This window comes from Deltaproteobacteria bacterium (assembly GCA_016235345.1).
Classification (GTDB): Bacteria; Desulfobacterota; Desulfobacteria; order Desulfobacterales; family Desulfatibacillaceae; genus JACRLG01.
In genome coordinates, this window is record JACRLG010000007.1 from 26778 (window position 1) to 48124 (window position 21347).

Here is a 21347-nt window from a genome sequence, read left to right on the forward strand (position 1 = left end):
TAGAGCTTTAACCTTCACAAATCACCTGCATTCCCCAAATCACTCCCCCAACCTCGCCAGCCACCCGGCCAGAAACCTCGGCTTGCCAAGCCGCACGTACCGATCCGCCGCCAGATACTTCACCGCCATCAGCAAGGCGTCCTGGTGACGCCAGGAGTTGGCGTATCCTGCGGTTTGCGGCCCCATGGCACCGTCCGCCGGTGTGCGGAGGCCAAGCAGGGTCAAGGCCCCTTGGAGAAACCTCACCGCGTTTCCGGTCCCGCAGTTTACGCCAAGGTCGAAGAGCTTGGCGGCGAGCTCGTCGTTTTTCAGCCGGTCGAACCGTGGGGCCTTCCAGTAATCGCGGTAATAGATTTCGGCGGCCCGCTCACGCGTGAGCGCCTTGATGTCTTCTTTCGGATAGGCCCGCTTGCTGATTCCGAACTGGGTTTCCCCTCCCGGATCCGTCGGATCGTTCACGTACCCACCCTCGTGTTCCAGGGTCTTGTCCAGAACCTTCAAAAACCACGAGTCAAGCTTGCTGTCCATACCCCCCTACCTTTCATATTGTCCGCGCAGAAACGCCACATCTTCCGCCACTTGGTCCAGCTTCTTGCCCTGGTCCTGCTGGGTCTTTTCCATGCGCTCGATTATCGCGTCACCCTTGGCCAAGCGCTCCTGATGCTTCCTTACCGTCTTCTGGCATTCCGAGTCCTGGCATTTGTCGCCGCTCGCCGGGCCGAATTTCAGCACCCCGGCCTTGTGCAAAATCCCGCCCGCGCCGACCACCACGGCCACCGTAACGCTCAAAACCTGCACCACCGCCTGATCCACTTGGCCGTCCCTCCGCTCGATCTCAGCCTCAGTTTACGCACCACACCCAGGCCCCGCCCGTCTGCGGCCTGTACTCGTCAATCCCGATGTCCCAGGCCGCGCCATAGGGCCTCACGTCGCCTTCAAAATCGTCCGTGAAGGTCCCGGAAAGGCTCGTCCCCTGGTCAATGGCCAAGGCCGCTGTCGATTTGAGCCGGAAATCCCCGCCCGCCGCGTCCACGAAACCGTTGAACCCGTCGGCGTTGCGGATGGAGGTAACCCAGGACGGGCCGTTGCCCCAGGTCTCGCCCGAATTGTCGTCAAAGATGCAGTTTGTGGCCGTCCCGGTTCCGGCCACGGTGCCCCAATAGCCGTTGGCCCACTTGTAAATTACCGAATTGTTGAGCGAAAGCCCGCCCGTGGTGGACGTGACGATGGCGTACAGGCTGTCCGTGCCAAGGCTGCCCCGGAAAACCGTGTTGGTGACTGATGCCGTGGCCCCGCCGTAAAGCTGCATTCCCACGCACCCGGCGGAGTTGGCGTTCACCAGCGGGCCGATCACGCACCCGGCGACCCTTATGTTCTGGCAGCCGCTGAAAAAAAGCGCCTTCACGACCACGTCGTCGTTCACGTGAAGCCGCACGGTCAAGTCGTAAAGGCCGAAATTGCTTTCCGTGGCGTCCCAGATCACGCCCGCCTGGGTGTCCTGGCTGGCGGCGCTGTCGATCACAACACGGCGCTCGAACCCAGGCGCGGCGCGTATCACGCGGAAATAGCTGGAATTTACGGTGGCGATGCCGATGGCCACGGTCTGGTCGTAGGACACCTCGTCCGGGTAGCAGGTGAGGACCTCGCCCCGGCTGTTTCCGGCGCAGTTCACGTCCGTGTCGTTTTCCCAGGCTTGGAGCGACGTGTAATTACGGCCCGCACCGGCTGAACCGAAGGTGCTCTCGTTGTAGGCCAGCGGCAGGGGGCGGCTGGACGCCGGATACACCGGCCCCGAAAGAACCAGCAGAACGGCCAAAAGCCTGAAAATCAGGCGCGCCCGTTTCATTTGATTTCCTCCAACGCGGGCGCGGACTTGGCCTCAAGATCGGCGGCCACTGCCGCTTTCGCCTCGGTAGGCGTCACGGCAAGGGACGTGGCCCTGTCGCCGATCACAACCCTGCCGTCAACCTCGGAAGCCGTGAACCTCTTTTTCCGCACCAAAGCGCCCTCTTCGTCCGTCACCGGGGCAAGCAGGGCGTCGCGTTCGGCCCTTGTCGCCGAAATTCTGACCACCTTGTGATGAAGCAAGTCCCTGTCCCCGAAAGCGTGGCCGCATGGGAAGCAGTCCACGATGTCGCCCTCCACGGCCTTCCAGGGCCGCTCCGGGTCTTCCGGCCATGTGGAGACGAGGCAGTCCCAGCAGAGGTCCTCACCGGCCCGCGCCAACAATGCAGAAACAGAGGAAAAAGCAGCAACGAGAATGAAGACGGCAGAAATTTTCGTTACCTTATTCATAAGGCTCCCGCGATAAGGCCCGGATCAATTTCCTGATGCCACGAAATTGATCCGGGCGTTTAAGGCAAAAAATTCAACGTAATCCACAGCCCCTTGGACGCAGTTGAATGAATCCGCGTCACGTTCACGCTTACGATGTCGCCGGCGGTCACGCGCTCGTTTGCCTCGGTAAGGGTTCCGTGCCAGCGGGTGTAGCCCGTGGCCACGGTGGCCGAATACATGGTTGCATCGCTCGCTCCGGTGCGCCGGGTCACGGTAACGTCCAGGGTGCCGGTTCCCAATCCCAGATCGTAAACCCGAAGATCGGCGTCAAGAATCCGCCAGCCGTCCATCCAGCCCGGAACGGTGAAGGCCGCCTTATTGTTGCCCACCGTCGCGGCGGTGGGCGGCCCGTCAATCTGTATGGCGACCGACCGGCTCCGGGCTTGTCCCTTCCAGGCCCCTTGTTCGTTCCAGCCCGCAAGTGCAAGGCCAGCCGAAAAGGCGAGAGCGGCGGCCAAGGCCCAAAAGCCAATGGTGCGCTTCATTTGTTGATCCCCATGCGCAGAAAGATGCCCATCAGGCAGGTCACTCCGGTTTGTAGGGCCTGCCCCAGGCTTGCCTCGCCTGCTGCGTAGGTTCCGGCAGCGGTCACGACTCCGGCAACGGCGGTCCAGAAGGTTTTGGTTTTCCAGATTTTGTTTTGCAGAATTGCGGAAACGTCCATGATTTTTCTCCTTTGATTGTTGGCAAAATTGCCGGTTTGCGTTTTTGACGGGCCTCAATTGGCCAGGATAAAAAGCGTTCCGCCCGTCAGGCTCAAAACCCCGCCGGTTTCCGTCACGATGAAGCGTATCCAGAAGGCGAAGTCAGGCGAGAATTGGGCGTACTTGGGCGCGGCGGATGTGACCCCGTTTAAAATGGACGAGGCACCCACCGGGGTAAACCAGTGGACGTTGTCCGGCGAGACTTCGTAGGTCACTTTTGCGGTGCCGCTCCCGGTGATGGAAAGCGCGACGGCAAAAAGCCCGTGGGAATAGGGGACAGCGCGGGATACGGCGTCGTAGCTCGATCCGGCGGCGCAGACGGTGGTGTAGGACTCGCCGGTCCCCTTGGAGAGGGTCACGGAGTCCTGCATCTTCCAGCCGTTGTCACCGGCAAGGGCAAGGGGCGAAGCGAACAGCAGAAAAATGGGGATTGCGGCGAGACAGAATAGAAGCGTATTTTTGAGGCGGAAATACCCTTGAAATGGCAGAAACCCAAGCATGGCGCGCCCTCCGCGACGAAACGGGAAGAGCCGCCAAAAGAAAACGGCCCTCCCCACGTTCTTCGCGGCGGGGAGGGCCGTTCAACTACGCAGCCACACTACACAATATACAGCGGTCCTGTCAAGCACATATTCAAAATGTACGAAAACAACCCAAATCGTGCCCTAAACACATTTTGCATACGACCGGTTAAGAAATTCGAGAGGAAACGACACGAAAGCCTAAGGGGCCTGTCGTGTTGTTATGAGAGTCCCAGCCGCGATTCGCCGACCGGCAGGTCCCGGCCTCGTGGCGATTCGAGCCACCACGAAGCACGCGGAAACGAGCGGAATTCGGGCCTTCTGGATCAACATTTGGCGATTTATCATAATAATAAGTGCTTTCATACCAATCCTTACACCATTCCCAAACATTGCCATGCATATCATAGAGTCCCCATTCGTTGGCCTTCTTTTTACCGACCTGATGGGTTACACCGCCGGAATTTTTATTATACCAGGCATATTCAGCCAATCCGTCATCCGAATCCCCGAAACAATACTTGGTTGTGCTTCCCGCCCGGCAGGCATATTCCCATTGGGCCTCGGTGGGCAGGGTGAATCTTCTCCCTGCTTCCTTGGAAAGCTTTTCGCAGAAAACCATGGCATCTTCCCAACTCACATTTTCAACCGGACGGTTCTTGTCTTCGAAGTTTGAGTGTAAGTATGAGGGTGTCTTGCCCGTCAATGCCTCGTATTGCTCCTGTGTCACCTGGGTAGCGTTCATTTCAAAGGCGCTTAAAGTAACCTCGTGGGGCGGGTTGTTGTTGTCCAAGCCATCGCCCATCGTAAATGTCCCGGCGTGGATTGAAACCATGTTTGATTCTATTTCAGCGATGACCTGGGCCAGCTCCCTTTTCGGCCAAGCGAACTCATTTTCAGGCTGCTTGTGCATCTCGCCTTTATCGGGCAGCCTGTCATCCGGCTTTTCATCTTTTAGAATTTCAGTCAGTTCCTCCCGGTAATTCTTGTCCTCAAGCCATCTGATCCCTGCTTCAGTTATCAGAATGCTGCATAAATGCTCATCTTTTTCTATTTTCTGCAATTTGAAGTCCATAGTTGTTGCTTCTTCGCATATTATTTTTTCCCTAAGCGTGGCGCATCGTAAATTATGGCTTGATGAGTTCTTAACATCATCAAGTTTAAAAGCATTCGCCAATTGCTGGCCGATTGTTGTTTCGTCGTCTTTCTTGGGCTGATAATCCAGGTCAGACCGGAAGGAATCGTATTTTTTTTCTCCAAGCACTTCATTTATCAGCATTGCGAAAAGATCAAATTTGTCTTTATTTTCAGCCTTCCGAATCCGGTACTTTACGATGAGTCCATTCAGTTTTCTTACAATTTCACGGGGATTATACTTGCCAACTTCGGCTATGAGGGCATAGAGCTTGTCCGGCGAAATGCCGCCAGCCAGAAACACACTCTTTATACCAGCCTCGTCCAGAAGCTTTTCTATGAATTCATTCATCTCCCCTGAATTGCGTTTGGGCACATAGTGACGAACCTGGATAATTTTCCCCAAATATTCCTTGAAATACTCCAAGTACTCGCCCATGCGCTGTTTTAATTCCTGATCGTCCCCGGCAAGGGGGGCAAAATGATATTCCTTGGTGTACTTGTTTTTTACGAATTCCTCAATAATCTCCGGGTATATTCCAAGTACGAAAGCGAAGCCGGGCTGATGCAGCACCAGTTTTATGCTTTCCAAAAGGCGCACGGCCTGTTCGGGAAAGCAGCGGTCAAGGTCATCAATAAATACAACTATCTTGGGCTTGTTGATATTTTCGTCGCAAGCCAGTCGGCTCAGCTTGTCGAAGGCGTCGAAATAGAGGCTACGGTCAATCAGTGAGTTCTGGGTAGGAATGTCTTTGTTAAGTTCCTTATAACGCTCGATCATGTCTTTTACTGAGGCATTTATCTTGACCTCGCTTATCCCCGGTATTCCAAGCTTGCCTTTCATGGAAAGCCCGAAGAGAATCGAACGGAGTGCGTTGTGGACCTTTTCACCGCCGTCCTTCAATATTTCCAAGCCTTTTTTAGCGGCTTCGAAAACATTGTCAGCTATGCCAAGCTCATCTCTCTGTTTTCCGTCCCGTGAAGAAATATACTCCCAAAACTTCTCTTTATTGGCAATATCGCGGGCTATGGTTGAAAGAAGCGGGATAATGAGGTGCTCCTCGCGTTCGTATTGCCAGGCGTTGAACCAGACAGGCACTGCTGTGTTTTCGAGCAAGCCTTCGACATTTATAACATTCATCATAAGGCGCATGAGGGAGGTTTTTCCCGAACCCCAATTTCCGAAAATACCTATGGTTATGGGGTCAGGCGTATATAGCGCGGCCTTGGCTAAAACTTCGGCTGTTGCAGCGAAACTTAAATCGTCTTTGCGTGCGGTCTCGTTAACCGGTTGATCGCTTATAAGGACGTGGTTCTTCTTCGGGCTCGACCCTGCTTGGCTCATGCGGTATCTCCGAAAAAATTACAGGGATGGCAATCTGGCAAGACAATCTCAACGCTTATGGTATATTGAGGGCATACTTCGGAATTGGCATGACGTCAAGTACGTATGCCTTAACCGAAAACATGGAAATTTTTTCCATACCAAAATTTGTTGAGGCGTATGGCTTCGGGCCTTCGCCTTCTCAAGCCGCCTCGGCAACCTTTGCCGCCTTAGCGTCCCTAAGCACCTTCGCTTTCGCCTTTTTCCTGGCCCTTTCAATCACCTTTTTAAAAGCTCTGGCTTTCTTTTCATCCGTCAATCCCGCCCAGCCCGGCGTTTCAACGTAGCGTTTTAGGCGCGGCTCCGCGATGCGGGCGGACTCTTCCACGTAGGCGCGGTATTGGGCGTTGGTCATAGTCATGGGGATTCCGCCCTTGGCGTAGTTTCGGCCCGGAGGCCCCATGGTGAAGGCCCCGGAGTCCGTAAGGCGCTTCATTTCATTAAGCACGGCCTTGTTTTCGGTGCGCACGGCCAGCGTCTCCGGCGCGGCGAAGGCCCTTTGTATGTGGATACCGCCCGCCTGCAAAAGGGCCGTCAAGCCGTCCTCCTCGCCACGCAGTTTCTGCAACAGGGCCTGCGCCTGTATGGGCTGCATGGATAGCGCCACGTTGGCCACCGTCGCCGGAAGCCTGTTCCAGAACCCTTCCACTGGCTGATGATAGCTCTTGCCCACGGTTTTTCCGGTTGCCAAAAACTGCCCGGCCCCGGTGAAGGGCCGCCCGGCGTAATCCCGGCCCGTGGCGAATGACCCCGCAATCTTGACCACCGGCGCGCCCTTATTAATGATGAGCCGGTCCAGGTCAATGATCTTCAATGGGTCCAGAAAATGCCCGGCAACAGAGAAAACTTTGCGTTCGCCGTCGTCAAGGTCCTGACCAAGCCATCCGTAAATCTTCGTAACGTCCACCCCGGCCCAGCGGAACCGCTTGAAATTTATCCAGTTATCCGTCTGCTCCTTCCAGAACTCCCAGGTGTCCTCCCAACCGTTTATCAGCATCTGTAAAAGCATGGTGGTCGCCACCGAGCGCACAATCACCTTGGTGAAAAACTGCCGGTAACGCGCGGGCATACCGGGCGGGGGCGCAATGTCGCCGATTGCCCGGCTGATCTTTTCGTTTACGCCCGGCACAAGGCCCGTAACCATGCGAAAATTCGATTCCGTCCAATCCGGGGCCAGGAGCAGCAGCCGCGCCGCTTTCTGCAAGGTCGGATTCCTGCCCATGCGCCCCAGGTGCAGGCCGCCGAAGTCCTCGTTGATAAGGCGCGCCGCGATCTCGGCGACCTTGTCCGCGTCCGGGCGCGGTCCCTTGCCTTTAAGGTGCGCGTCGTGCCGCTCCTGCAAAAGGTGAGCGTACTCGTGGATGAACGCCTCGGCCTTGAGCCCCGCGAAAAAGCGCCCGAAAAGCGAGGTCTCGAAATTCTCCCGGCCCCGCCTGATGCCCCGGATAACCTTCACCGCCCGCTCAAACCCGGCTGATTCCGCAAGGCTTTCCACGATGCCCGGCATGGAGCTCAGGGCACTCTCGTTCCAGTCCGCAACCTCACCAAGGGTGAGTCCGTTTTTGACGCCCAGCGTGATAAGCGGATGATTGTCCATAATCTTCTGGAACCCGGCCTTGTAGGCCGAAACCGGGTTGACGCCAGCGCTCTTGTAAACCCGGCCAGTCATGGGGTCCTTTATTTTGCGGCCCGCGGTCCAGCCGTGATTCACCGCAAGCGCCCAGCTTCGCGTTCCCGCCATGTGATGGAAAAAGCTCGACAAAAGTATCCAGCTTTTGAGGGACGCATTGAACCGCGCAAGCCACGAGGCCCCCGGAGTCTGCCGGAAAAGGGCGTCAATGGCCGTCATCTTGTTAATCATGTCGGCCAGCTCGACAGGCGCGTAAAGGTGCCGTTTTTCCCACATGTCGGCCACATCGTGGGCTGGCCTGTGCTGGATGAAAGCCCGGTCCCAACCCTTTTGCGCCGCGAATTCCTTTGCGTCCTCTTCGGTGTCGAAAATCCGGTAAGCCCGTTCGTTGCCCGCAAACTTAAACAGCGCCCATTTCTCCGGCACATGCCTCACCGGAGCCACAAAGAACGACCGCGTGCCGTAAGTGTCTACCATAAGGGCCGATGCGTCGTCAGGCCCGGCCCCGGCGCTTGCGGACTGCCCCGTCCATTCCCAGACCGAAAAGCCCGGCGCTTCCAGCTTCGCGTATCCGGGCCGGTTCGAGTCAGTGTCGAAAAACCGCCGCCCGTTCGCGTCGCGGGTTTCGTAGCCGTTTTTCAGAAAATCCTTGTGCGCCAAAATGGTTTCAAGCTCTTCGGCGTAGGTCCCCCAACTGTTGGTGAGGCCCTTTACGCCAAGCTCGTACCCGGCCTCCCATCCGTCCAGAATTGAATCCAGGCTCCGCTTTTTGGCGGCGGTGGTGGAAACCCTGAACCCGTAGCCGCTCCCTGCGCCCGAAAATTCGGCCTTGCGTTTTTCCGGGAAGCTCCATATCCGGCGCACGTAGTCGTCGGCAAAGCTCTGGATGACCTTGTTGGCCTTGGCCACGTTAAATGCGTTGTCGAAGCGCGCGCCGATCTCGTCCGCCAGGGCCTTTTCGGCGTCCGTCAGATTTTCCACCCGGTCCAGGATCGCCAAGTGGTCCTTGATTTTCAGCTTCTGCTTTCGTGATGCAAGCGGGCTCATCATCTGCTTTTTTGCCCAGGCACGGTGCTTTTTGATCCTGCCTGTCTCGCCCTTCACGTCCCGCCAGACCATGAGCGCCAAGTCCAGAAGATCGCTGTCCGCGCTACGCTTCCATTCATCGAACCCGATCACCTTCTTGCCGAGGAACTTCCTGCTTCCCGCAAGCTGCTGAAGGCGCTTCTGAAGCCTCAGCACGTCCGTTCGGGCCTGCTGAACGCCCACGTCCTTCTGCTCAAAAAGCCTGTTGGCATAGCTGCGGTTCTGCTCAAGGTCCCGCGTCAAGGAAGGGCCTGTCACTTTTCCGGTTGAAAACTCGGCCCATCCGCCGCCGGTAGCGGGTTTGACAAAATCTAAAATATCCGTTATTTTTATCTTGAGGCTGGATGCAGGCTGGTTGCCAGGAAGTTGTTGGTCCCCGCGCCAGGCGACCCCATCCAGCCTCTGTTTTTGAAACACGCTGTGATCGTAAAATTTCCTGCCAACTTGTGTTTCTCTGATTACGAGTTTAACCGCGTAACCTTCCCCGGCAATATCCACCGCACCCAACAACGTATGAATTGCCTTAATATTTCTGTCGCTATGCCTGTGAGTTGTTGTTCGCGCCAAGACTGCGGTTTCCAAAAGCCTGGGTATTGCAGCAATGGACTTCAACTGTTGTAGGGGCATCCATGCGTGAGAGGTCGTGTGCTTGACCCCAGACCACAACCCGGTTATCTCCCATGACGTGTCTTTATTCACCACGGATTCAGGAAAATTATGTTTAGCGTATTTCCTTGCATCATCAGCCCTCAATTCGCCCGAATGAGAAATTTCTTCCCCGCTTATCAGCACCACTTCCATATCAGGCTTTTTGGCGGCTTCCTCCTGCGAAAGCTCATACAGCTTGTCGGTGTCGTAAGCGGCGCTTATGGCCGCCTCAACAACGCTTGGCCTTCTTGCCTGAATACGCCCCCGCTCCAAATCCCGCACTACCCTTAAGCCGGTCTTTGTAACCAAGTTCACCAGGGCGTCCGCCCAATCGGCCAGCCGTTGAAGCACCTGCCCAACAAGGGTCTTGCGGTCGAAGTCGCGTTTTGCAAGCGCCCATTCCACGTAGCGCGCCCGGTCCTCTTTGCCGCCAAGGAGCTTTTCGTCCTTGCCCTTTGCTTCATCAAAGGCGCTCTTGAAAGGCAGCTTACCGGCCTTGTGGAGCCCCTTTACGGCGTCACTTAACGCCTCGATCTCATCGTCGGTGAAAAATCCCAAATCCTCAAGCCCGTGCGTCGCCTCATGCGCGAAAGTCCACCTGTCACCGGCCTTGCGGCTTATGGTGATCCGCCCGTTTGCGTAGCGGCCTTTTACCACCTCGCCCGTTTCAAGCTTCCTGCCACGGCTGGCCTTGAATGTCACCGAGTCCGCGCCGATTTCGTCCACGGCCTCAACCAGAAAGCCCACACCGTCAAGGTTCTTAACGAACACCGCCCCGTCCGGGCTCCTATCCACGCTCCACCCGGCATGTTCCGGGAAAAACCCCTGCACTTCCTGGATGTTCACATCCGACCAGGGCGCGAACTCATCACAGTCAAAGGCCCCGGTCAGGTCCTCAGTGGAGAACTCCGCGACCGGCAAGGGGCTTGCAATCCCAACCGCAACAGCCGCTTCCGCGTCGTCAGCTCCTTCCGGCTTTTCACCAAGCCCGGCCAAAAGCTCATCGTCGCCCTCGTCGTAATAGGCAACCTCGCCCGACTCCTGGCCATCGCCCGCCACCGGCACATCCAGGGTCACGCTTCTTAGGGCGTTGCGCATCCCGAACATGACCGCATCCATCATTTTCCGGTCCGGCTCAACGTCCGGAGGCGCGTTCTTCCCGGCCTCCTCAAGGGCCGCGTTCACCTCGCCCAGGCGCTTTTCGGCGGCCTCAAGCAGGCCCTTTTCCTCAAAGGGGATTTCGGCGTTTTTCGCGTAATCGGCCTTTTCCCTTTGCAGGTTTTCCAGGCGCTTTTGAAGCCTCCTGTCCTTGCCGAAAACCGGGGCAGCCTCGCGGCCTTCCACGAATTCCAAGGCCCCCTTGGCCGTGGCATACTGCATCCCGTCCCTGGTGTAAGCCTTTTCAACTCCAGGTATCCCGCTAAAAACCACCGTTGCCTTGCCCAGGTTGTTCACCCCGGCTATGGTTTTTTGCTCGTTACCGTCCTTGTCCGTGAACGTTGGAAGGAAGAGGGCGTCAACCTTGATCTCGAAAAGGCTCCCTATGCGGAACGCCGCCGTTTCGCCCGCAAAGCTGTGTTTCTCCCGCAGGGCCTTTAGTTGGTCTGAATACTGGCTCCTGGTTTCCTCTTTTTGGGAGTCGAGAATTTTCTTCTCAAGAACCGCTTCCTGGAACTTGAAATCGTCAAAATCCCTTTTGGTGTAGTTCTTGAAATGCTCCAAAGCCTTTTTGCGGTTCTCCGCGTGGAACTTGGCCGCCAAATCCAAAAATTCCTTGCGGCCAAGCTCCCGGCCATCAAAGGTAATGGTTTTGGCCTTTATGTCGCCTTTTTCATCCTGCCCGAAAACCTCAGCGTAGGCATTTTCCGCCGTCACGGCCCTTTCTATTTTGGGAGCCGCTTCCTCAATCTCCCGCCTTGTCTGGGCCAGCATCCGGGCCGCCTTTGAAACGCCCATCTCCCAAAGGGACTTTTTAACCTTAAGATCGTTCACCTTATGGGCAAGGTCGTGCTGCTCCCATAAAAGGGGGTTGCCCGCAGCAGCCGCGCTCATCTCCGAAAAGCTCAACTGTTCCGAGCTTACCGGCTCGGTCATGGTGCGGCTCCATTCCTCGGACCCCAGAATCTTGTCTATGAAGCGCTGCTTTTTCTCCAATATCTTGTAGAAGACCGAATCAAGGGACCGGTCCACAACGTAATTGGTGATCCTCACGATCTTGTTCATGTTGCCATGGCGCACCAGCCGCCCGTTGCGCTGCTCGAAAAGCATGGGGGTGTAGTTCACGTCAACGTGATGAACCCGCACAAGCCTGTCCTGGATGTTGACTCCCACCCCCAACGATTCGCTGTGGCCGATTATGACCCTGGCCTCGCCGCTTCTGATCTTGTCGAACATCTCATTGGCGGCCTTGTCGGTCTTGGCCTCGCTCCGAAGCAAAATCTCGTGCCTCGGCACACCTTTTTGAACAAGCAGATTCCGTATTTCATCATAGGCGTTAAAATATCCCGGCGTGCCTTCACCCGACTGATAAACGTCCAGAAAAACCGCCTGGGACAATCGGTCCTTTTCGGTTTTTTTCCAGGTATCAAAAATCTCGTCCGCTACGTGAAAAAGCTTTCCCTCCTTCACGTCCGCGAACCCCACCGGGTCCACCAGCCGCAAATCAATGGCCGCCTTGCGCGCCAGGGTGTTTATCACCACCGGCACCGCCGAAGAATCCCGCTTGTCCTGGCCGGAAAGTTTTTCCCACGACTGCATCACCCGGCGCAAACCCGCGATGAACATGCCAAGCCTGTCAGAACGGGGAATGACTTTAACTTCCGGCTTGCCGCCCTCGATCTGCGGCAGGTCAAGGTCCGCGTTGGCCGTGAGCATTATGTCGGTTCCGGCCTTGAACATGGCCATCAATTCCGGCATGTTGGTGTAGTCGTTGAACCGATCCACCCGCTTGATCTGGCCTGTGGCCGTTTCCTCAAGGTCGCTTGTGGTGTCGCAGAACGCGGCGGCAAAGGCGTCAAAGCTCCGGGCGTGATACTGCGCCAGAACGTCCGGGCGCACGTAGCGCATCATGGTCCAAAGCTCGGCTATGGTGTTCGAGATTGGCGTTCCGGTCGCCAGCACCACGTTCTTGCCGCCGGTTTTGCCCTGCACCCACCGGGATTTCAGAAGCAACGTGTCGCCCCGCTGTGAGCTTGACTTATCAATGCCCTTGATTCGGGGCATCCGGGTGAAAAACTCGCCGCGTTTGAAGGCGTGAGCCTCGTCAATCAAAAGCGCGTCAATGCCCAAATCCTCAAAATTGAGGATTCCCGGCGCAACCTCGCGGGCCATGAGCTTTGCCAGCTTTTTCTTGTAGCCGTTAAGTATCCCTTCAAGCTCCTTTACGGACGGGGCCTTTTTCCCGGCGCGTTCGCGCTCCGCAATTACGGCGTTTTCGGCCTCGTCAATCCGGGCCTCCATCATCGCCTTGTACCGCTCCTTGGAGTCCGGTATGGCCTTGAACCAGTCATGGGGAACCACTATGGCGTCCCAATCGCCCGTTGCGATCTGGGACAAAACCCTTTGCCTGCCCTTGCCGCGCTGGGTGTCGTCGGGGATAAGGAGCTTCGCCTGGGGGTAAAGCTGCGCAAAGGCGCTTGCGTACTGGCCCACGGTGGAGCCCTGCACCACTATAAGGGGCTTTCGGGCGGTGCCAAGCCGCCGCATTTCCATGGCAAGGGTCACAAATATATTGGTCTTGCCGGTGCCGACCCCGTAGGCCAGGAGCACCGATTCCTTCAAGGCCCGGCTGACGGCGCGCTTTTGAAGGTCGCGCAACTTCACATCATGGCTGGCCCCCGGATAGTGCTCGATTGCCGGAGCCGCAACCTTCTTGGTTACGAAGCGGTTGATCTTGTCGTTATATTGGGCGGCCACGTTCGGCCCCCATTTTTCATGACCGGCGATCCAGGCGTTGAAGGCTTTCACAAGCTCCTTCTGCTTGGCAACCGCCCCTTCGGTGGCCTTCTTGTTCAGCATCTGCCGCACGCGCTCTTTGCCCGAATCGTCCGTATATGGAACAGGGTCATGGCAGACCGGACGCTGCTGATTAAGCGACATCCGCAAAAAATCATCCGCCGAAAGCGAGCCGCCGCTCCACGTAAATTCCCAGGAATCGCTTTTTACCTGATCCCCGCCAAAGCCCTTGGTAAGAACGTGGGTCACGCGCTCATCATTCACGCTCCCCAGGCGACTCACAGAAACGTCATCGAGGCCCAAAACCTCGGAGCCGAAGTCCGTGTAAACATCCGTGTCAATCCATGTCGCGCCCGGCCTCACCGCTATCTGGCCTATGGTAAGGTCAACGGGCAGAACCCTTTCAAGCGCCCGCGCGTTCTTCTCGTACCTGGTTACGTCCCTGGCGAGCTCGCGGACCTGCTCGAACTTGGTCTTTACGTCGCCTGAAAGATACTCCGACGCCGACACCCATCCGTTGGTGGCCGGATCGTGAAAGACATCCGGGCTTTCCCAGAAAAGGCTTTCAACCTCGTCCCTGGTTTTCCCCATCACCTCGGCAACGTAAGCGGTGTCAAGCTCGCCGGTCATGGCGTAAGAAACCGTCACGGCGTCCCCCACGCTTTCCACGTTCTGGGGCGTCCTGGTGGGGAACATGGTGCGGCGCGCAAGGCATTCGGAAGGCGCGTACTCCACAACGTCCTTGAATATTTTGTCCCCGTTGGCAGCGCGCGCCTCCTCCTTGTGAACCCGCGCCGTTTCAAGGGCCGCAACTGAAACATATTCGGTGTCAATCTTACGAAGAAATGATCCCCCCTCGTGAAGGCGCTTGTGGTCCCGCACAAAGGCGTCGTAGTGGGTTTTGAGCGCCTTCCGGGCGCTTTCAACGGCGGCGTCCGGTGCGTCCGGGTCCAGTTGCAGGCGTATGTAGTCCTTGAAGGCCCGCTTTATGGCCATGTACTTTCGGGCCTTGTCGCGGGCCTGCTTTGCGCCGTCCTCTTTGTCGGAGAAAATTTCGGCTTCCCGCAAGGTCCCCTTTTTCTCGTCACCCCGCGTTATGGTCGGCTCCGCGTATTCGCCCTTCACAACGGTGTAAAACCTGCCGTCAACCTCGACAAGGCTTCCTTCCTGGTCGCCGGGCGAGGCCGGGCGGTGGTTCACGATCCCGCCCTTAACGGGTGCTGCGGCTTGCTCCATTATGCCGGGCGCGAAATTCCCCACGGCCCGCGCAAGCTGCTCCGCAAAAGGAGCGTCCTCCTTGGGGAAGACCGTGTATTCCTTTTCGTCCGCCTGCCTCGCGTGCATCTTGCCGCGCATGGAATGGGTCCCCAGAACCATCTCCGGGTGTTCGGCGAAATACTTGTTAATGGTGGCGGTGTTGCCCTCATCTATGATGTCGATTTCAATGGTTTCGAGGAACGACGGGTTGTCCACGGCGGCCAATTGGTCCCCGCGTTTTTGGAACACCAATATGTCCGTCACAACCTCGGTTCCGGCATTTGCCGCAAAGGCCGTGTTGGGAAGCCGCACACCGCCCACGAACGCGGCCCGCTGGTGCAAAAACTCCCGCACGCTCATGTTGCTTTTGGCGTTCGCGGTCCAGGCGCTTGTAATGGCGATAACAAGCCCGCCCGGCCTCACCGCGTCCAGGGATTTGCCGAAGAAATAGTTGTGCAGGCTCCATCCGCCGTAAGCGGGCCGGGAGGCGTCGTAAACGCTGCTTTTTTGCGCAAAGGGAACATTTGTGATTACAAGATCGAAGCCGTTCATGCGCCGGGCTTCTTCAAAGGGCGCGACCTGAACGTCGGATGCTGGATAGAGGGCCGAAAGCACGGCCCCGGTGAGGCCCATGCCTTCTGGCCAGGGTCCACATGGCCCCTATGACTTCATATAGGTGTTGAATATCAACTCCACGTACTCTTTTCTTGCGGGAAACACATACCGATGATATTAAAATACTTCCGGTTTCCATAAAATCGCCTTGGATTCGATTGTTCCGTTTTGGCCTACGAATCAGCATGGGGGTACGCGATGTCAGATTGGATTTTTGCACGTCTTGAAAAAATGCTTCTTTGGCAACGCTTTGAAAAAACTGCGACACCGGAACAATTGGTAAATGTTAAAGAACTTATCCTTTCCGCAGCACCTATGCTGGATTTAGTCAGGGACACCTTTCCCACCTACACCCTCCATAATCATGTACACGCGGAAAACGTGGTTTCCATAATGGGTGATCTTCTGGGTGAAGCCCTGGAACGAATCACTGCACTTGAAGCCGCCATGCTGGTCCTTTCTGCGTATTTTCACGATATCGGCATGGTGTTCAAAGAAACGGAAGTAAACAATCTTCGCAATGAAGCAGGCTTTAATGAATTTCTTGAAAAGCACCCCGACCAATACGTCAAAGCAGCAAAGGCCGCAGACATTCCCCTTGATGTGGCCGAAAATTATTGCAGGTGGATACATGCCGATAGGGTGAAAGTATATCTTGATGAAATTGAAAAAACTAGCCCCAATCTTCTAAAGTGGGGCTCGCCCTCATTTAAGAATCCCTTGGAAAGTCTCTGCCGCAGTCACAATCTTGCGGTATCGTGTCTAAAAGACAGAACCATGTATCCCATAGATTTTCTATACCAGGCCGATCTTTATTTTTGTTCGATTCTATTGCGTCTTGCTGACATTTTGGACTTCGACAATTCCCGGTCTCCTGAATCTGTTTATCGGTTTTTAAATCTTGAAACGCGGAACGAACCGCGCAAAGCTATGAGTGATATAGAGTGGCGCAAGCATTTGTTCTGTGATGGTTTCAAATTTCCACCAACACCACGTCAGCCCAATTATGAATTAGGCTTTGTTGCAGGGCCAGACAGCCCGGCAGTGGAACATGACGCCCGGCAATTTTTAGACACCATAGAAAAGGAATTGCGCCTTTGCCGTGAAGCACTCAGTTTTTGCTCTGACAAATGGCGAAGCTTTATCCTCCCTGGCAGCATCAACCGCTATAATATTGTAAGCAATGGCTATAAATATGGGGAGCATAGGTTCACCCTTGACCAGGATCAGGTGCTGGACCTTTTCATGGGCGAGAATCTTTACGAAGACCCCTATGTTTTCGTGCGGGAACTCCTGCAAAATGCAATAGATACATCACGGCACAGGGAACATTTCGAAAGATGCCAGGGTAACAAGAATTTTTCCGCCGACCCTATTACTGTGACTGACTGGCAGGATAATGAAGGCCGCCAATGGGTGCGATTTGACGATTACGGAATGGGCATGGATGAGAACATTATCATACGATACCTATTAAAAGTTGGTGTTTCCTATTACCGATCATCAGATTTCGAGGCAGAAAAAATTCGCTATAGCGGAACCAATGATTCCGGGTTCACTCCCATAAGCCGGTTTGGAATAGGCCTGTTATCATGTTTTATGGTGGCTGATCGGCTTGAAATAAGTACTCGCCGCGTAAAAACGGATGGGGGCTCGCCTGCACCAGTGCGCCTGTCGCTTCCTGGTTTGCATGGTTTTTATACTCTCCAGACCGGAAATCACACACCAGCGCCAATGCCATCAAAACAATATAACGAATTTGGCTATCGAGCCAAATTCGGCACTTCAATAGCCTTAAGGATTGATCCGCTTAAAGGAAACATAAATATGAATCTATTAAAACTATTAAATACATACCTACTGTTGAGCCCAATACCAGTGAACTATAATGAAAAACCAGTGAACGATATTCCGCTTTCTTTTATTGAAAAATCGCTAATAGAAAAAATTTTTATCTATACTTTCTCCGAAAATCAGGTGCAGGAAGTCGAAAATGTTCTTGATTTAAAAATCGAAAATGAAATTAAAATTTATATATTCCCATTGGATATAACCAAGCACTCACCAAGACAAGAGTTGAAAGGGCAAGGAATTGTTGGCTACGTTGAGTGCATTGACATAGAACATATGTTGGCAGAAAGAGTTGACGACTATGATGTAAACGGCTATAGTTATGATGTAGAATTAGATATTGGTGAAAATGGTATTGTTTATTTCAAAGCATCATTTATTACAAATGAATTTCTTGAAAAACATTCAACTTTATATGATAAAGAGTATTCAATAAATATTTTAGATTTGAATAATTCAGGTATAAATTTAATCAATTCTCATCTTGCTACTATTAATTCTAAATACTTAAATCGGAATATGGCTTTTCAGATGCTTTCATATAATGGTATTTTCATTTTTGATAATTCAAAATATGATTTGCGACATGGCTCATATAATTCTATAAATTTTAATTGTGATAAATTTTTCAGTAAGGCTTATTTTATATCGTCAATTATATATTTATCTGATTCATTTTTACCAGATATATCTATTTCTCGTGATTATATTAAAAGTTTATCGTGGCCTATGATGATTTCAATGGATTTATCACTTGCTAAAATTGCTAAAGAATATATTAATGAATTATGTCAATTTTTAACTATACATAATTATAATTACAATTTTTTTAAAAATAAAAATATGAATACAGTAAAAATATTACAAGAACAATGCAAGACTTTGCTATCAGAATTTTCTGATGTGCCTTATATTAAAACTTCGAATAGCGTTTTAAGTATAAACGAAATAAATATTGAGTTATTAGCTAATAATCCTATATCAATCGAATCAATTTATAATATATTTTCACCCCATGAAATTATTCAAGCTATTTTAATATATAATAATTTTTTAGTTGAATTTTATATTGAAAATAATTCAGGTAAGTTGTTATTAAAATTCAAAAATCAACCTATTGAAGATGCAAATCTTTCATTTTTTCCTCCATTATTTTTTGTGCCATATATAAATTCGATTAAACTCAGATTTAATAATTTTCCAATAAATTCTAATCATCCATTTTCAGTATGGCTTTTAAAAAGCGCTTCTATACTTAACACAAAGTGTCAATCTCTTCTAAGTATTCTTATGGATGCACTTCAATTTAGTCCATCGCAAATTGAAATTGGAATATCCACTATTAATCGAATATTAGCGACTATCAGAAACCTTAAAATGCCTGAAATAATAATGCCAACAAATTTCAATATTACTGCGGATGATTTTGAGTTTGATATTCCTGATGATTAGAGTTCATTGTTTTAAATTTTATCGTATCATTAGCATACAACGGAATTATAGTACTTAAGTACACTCTGTGGTAAATTTCGTCCTGGTTGTGTGCCTCCTCCATGAAGCTGTCGTACTCGGAAAACCCGTAGACCGTGCCGCCCGAAAGGGCGAACGCACCCACGGCCCCCACCGGGCCGCCGATGACCGCGCCCGCAATCGTTGCAGGCCCCTGGGTGGTGAGGCTCTGGCTGGCGCTGGAAACGCCTTCGGTCACCCACCGGCGAAGGCCGGTTCGTGACTGTTTTGATGTCTGCACAGCCGGGGTGTCATACGAAAAATCCGAAACCCGCTGCACGGCACGGTCCAGCAGCCCTCCTTCCTCCTGCTCGTCGCTTCCTCCCGTCACCGCCTGCAAGGCCCGAAGGCCCGTCTCCACTCCCTTCACCGGCCCTGAAATCACGGCGGCTCCAACGTCTTTGGCAAAGCCGATCTTGCCCGGCCTGTCCGGGGCCGTGTCCTCCATGTTGGCGTCTATAAAGGAGTTGCGCCGCCGCCTCATGGTATCCTGGTCGTATGCCGGGGGGCTGCCCTTGGGGTTTTCCCACTGGTCGAAAAATAGGCCAAGGGATTCGCGTTTTTTCGACGGCTTCTGGGCCTTGTATTCGGGCGAGGCGGTGAACTCGGACAAAGCGCCGGTTTGCCGGTCGTAGTCGGCCTGACTTCCGGGAATCAATTCCTCAAGATAGTCGTCCAGGCTGCTGTTGTAAAAACCGCGCGGCATATCGTTATCCTTTTATCGGTGGGCCTTCGGGTATCATCCCGGCGGGGCGTTTCACCGGCTGCGGGCCGTAATTCAAAATCGCATCCATTGCTTTTTGGATTTCGCCCTCATGGCCGCCTTTCCGGGCCTTGTGGAGATTGCGGCCAAGGGCGACGGCAACGGAGCGCGGAAGTTTTTTGAGGGCCATTTCGGTGCGGGCCTCCTTCTGGCTTCGCTCGTAGCCCTTTTCATCGTCGGGTATGACGTCGGGCTGGTGTCCGGCCTTGCCGGTGGGTTTTGCGGAAGGCGGGGGCGTATCCGCGCCGCGCCCGTAATAGTCGGCGCTCAATTGCTCTGCGGGGATGAATCCAAGCCTGAATTTGTTGTAGCCGCCCTGGTAGCCGCTTCTTTCAACATCGTCCAGGGCTCCCCAGGCTTTTCGGGCGTCGGACTCCCATCCGCTTACGCGCTTTTCTATCGTTCCGTTGAAATAGGGCGATGCCTTGAAAGCGGCCTGCACCGAGGCCGCGCTAAGGGGAGCCGTCCCAGCGCTCGGAAAAAGCGCTTTGAACTGCGCCGCCGCCTTGGGTCCGAACCCGTATTCTTTGATCCAGCCGTCAAGGGTTGCGGATTTCGGATGTTTGCCAGAAGCCGCGCCGCCGCCATCACCGGCAGGCCGCAAACTTGCCCGGTAGGCGTCGTTTTTCCGTGTTTGGGCGGCCTGATAGGAAATCACGTCCATCTGGTCTTTTTTGGACTGCGCCCGTTCCTTTTCGCGCTGTGCGACGGCGCGGGCCTCCTTGGCCCGGTCCCGGACCTCATTCACCACCTCGCCCCATTCTTTGGCGTCCGGCACGTAGTCCAGGTTCGGATATCTTGATCTGATTGCGGCCTGTTCATCCTTGGTAAGCCCGCCTTCCGAAAGCCGCTGCTTCACTGGCTTTCTTGTGCGTCCGTCCTCGATCTGGGCTCCGATTGCCGTTGAAACGTCAATGGCCTCGGCCCGGATAACGAGCTTGCCGGTGTCGCCCTTGTAATGGGCAAGGAACTTTTCCTTTGCTTCGGGCGTAAGCAGACTCGCCCAATACTCCACGGTGCGGGTTTCGCGGTTGCTGCCCGGCAGGTCCCGCAGGCGCTTGACCTCATCACTCACCCGGTTGATGTTGACGTCTATCGTTCCGAGGCTGTCCGGTCCCCAACCGTTGGCCACGGCCTGGGAGCGCAAATCGTAAAGAAGGTCCAGGCGCTTTTGCTCGAAAGGAAGAGGGTCCGCCGCGTAAGCCTTGCGCTTGGCCGTAGCTTCGGCCAGCCTTGCCTTGGCTTTCTGAACCCCAGGAGAAATGTTGTCGGCATTGGAGGAAAGGCGAGGGTCATTGCCGGTGGGGTCATTCGCGCCGGGCAGCGAAAAAGCGGCGGCAATGCTGCGCGGATCGTTGGCCCCCACACCTTGGGAAGCCGGATCATTGCCGCCGGGAGCGCCACCCGGAGCGTTTGCTCCGGGGCTGCGGGCCTCTTCGGACTCGGCGGCAGAAAGCCCGGCAACGGCCTTTGCGTGATCGTCTTCCAGCTTGCGGCCCACGTTGGTCTTGCCCGCCATTATGGCCGCAAGCCTCGGCCCGAATCGCAACATGTCCCGGTTACTTACGAACTGCCGGTCCTTGCCGGTGGGGTTCCTGTACTTCCACCGCTTTGTTTTGGGGTCGAAATCGGCCTGCATGACTTCGGAAAAATCGCCCAAAAAGTCAGTGGCCGCGTGAGCCTGATCCAACGGATCATCACCCCAAAGCCTCCCCGAAAAAGCCTGATTATCCATCTGAAGCTCTGCAAGCTCGGCATCGAGCTTTGGCCGCTGGTACTTGTCGAAAAGGGCGGCCTCGGTTTCGATCTGCGCCTTTTTTAGCCCAAGCTCGGCCCGCTCGTTTTGCGCCCGGCCAAGGCCCGCCACGCCTTGCGTAATGGTATCGGCCAGGGAGGCATAAGCCCGGCCCACGTCCCAATCAGCCATTTTAAGCCCTTCCTAAGCGCCTGCCCA

12 protein-coding genes are annotated in these 21347 nt (G+C 54.3%); 1 reads left to right on the forward strand and 11 read right to left on the reverse strand.

The annotated features are described in order from the left end of the window. Window positions 1–39: 39 nt before the first annotated feature. From HZB23_03505 to HZB23_03545, 9 genes are all read right to left on the reverse strand, one after another. Complete coding sequence (locus HZB23_03505; GenBank protein ID MBI5843717.1) at window positions 40–528, reverse strand: peptidoglycan-binding protein; 489 nt, start codon at window positions 526–528, stop codon at window positions 40–42. A 6-nt stretch (window positions 529–534) separates the two neighbouring features. Further along, the gene (locus HZB23_03510) at window positions 535–813 is read right to left on the reverse strand and encodes a hypothetical protein (GenBank protein MBI5843718.1); all 279 of its coding nucleotides are present in this window, start codon (window positions 811–813) and stop codon (window positions 535–537) included. 28 nt (window positions 814–841) lie between these two features. Beyond that, the gene (locus HZB23_03515) at window positions 842–1846 is read right to left on the reverse strand and encodes a hypothetical protein (protein MBI5843719.1); all 1005 of its coding nucleotides are present in this window, start codon (window positions 1844–1846) and stop codon (window positions 842–844) included. Then, the gene (locus HZB23_03520) at window positions 1843–2295 is read right to left on the reverse strand and encodes a hypothetical protein (protein ID MBI5843720.1); all 453 of its coding nucleotides are present in this window, start codon (window positions 2293–2295) and stop codon (window positions 1843–1845) included. Before HZB23_03520 ends, HZB23_03515 begins: the two co-directional genes overlap by 4 nt. A 59-nt stretch (window positions 2296–2354) precedes the next feature. Further along, entirely contained in the window at window positions 2355–2822 is a 468-nt protein-coding gene (locus tag HZB23_03525) for a hypothetical protein (GenBank protein ID MBI5843721.1), read from the reverse strand. After that, window positions 2819–3001: a hypothetical protein gene (locus HZB23_03530; GenBank protein ID MBI5843722.1), complete on the reverse strand. Its 183-nt coding sequence runs from the start codon at window positions 2999–3001 to the stop codon at window positions 2819–2821. The genes HZB23_03525 and HZB23_03530 overlap by 4 nt, the downstream gene beginning before the upstream one ends. A 54-nt stretch (window positions 3002–3055) precedes the next feature. After that, window positions 3056–3541, reverse strand: coding sequence for a hypothetical protein (locus tag HZB23_03535; GenBank protein MBI5843723.1), 486 nt, complete (start codon window positions 3539–3541; stop codon window positions 3056–3058). A gap of 190 nt (window positions 3542–3731) precedes the next feature. After that, window positions 3732–6041, reverse strand: a complete 2310-nt coding sequence (locus HZB23_03540; GenBank protein ID MBI5843724.1) for an SUMF1/EgtB/PvdO family nonheme iron enzyme — start codon at window positions 6039–6041, stop codon at window positions 3732–3734. 181 nt (window positions 6042–6222) lie between these two features. Further along, on the reverse strand, window positions 6223–15288 hold the full coding sequence (locus HZB23_03545) for a hypothetical protein (GenBank protein MBI5843725.1): 9066 nt from the start codon (window positions 15286–15288) through the stop codon (window positions 6223–6225). A 180-nt stretch (window positions 15289–15468) separates the two neighbouring features. Here HZB23_03545 and HZB23_03550 point away from each other — a divergent pair, with 180 nt between their 5' ends. Next, the gene (locus HZB23_03550) at window positions 15469–18573 is read left to right on the forward strand and encodes a hypothetical protein (GenBank protein ID MBI5843726.1); all 3105 of its coding nucleotides are present in this window, start codon (window positions 15469–15471) and stop codon (window positions 18571–18573) included. Here HZB23_03550 and HZB23_03555 read toward each other — a convergent pair. Together HZB23_03555 and HZB23_03560 are read right to left on the reverse strand one after the other, a co-directional pair. Then, on the reverse strand, window positions 18533–19336 hold the full coding sequence (locus tag HZB23_03555) for a hypothetical protein (GenBank protein ID MBI5843727.1): 804 nt from the start codon (window positions 19334–19336) through the stop codon (window positions 18533–18535). The two genes, HZB23_03550 and HZB23_03555, sit on opposite strands and share 41 nt — an antisense overlap. Before the next feature lie 4 nt (window positions 19337–19340). After that, the gene (locus HZB23_03560) at window positions 19341–21320 is read right to left on the reverse strand and encodes a hypothetical protein (GenBank protein MBI5843728.1); all 1980 of its coding nucleotides are present in this window, start codon (window positions 21318–21320) and stop codon (window positions 19341–19343) included. Between the last annotated feature and the right edge of the window lie 27 nt (window positions 21321–21347).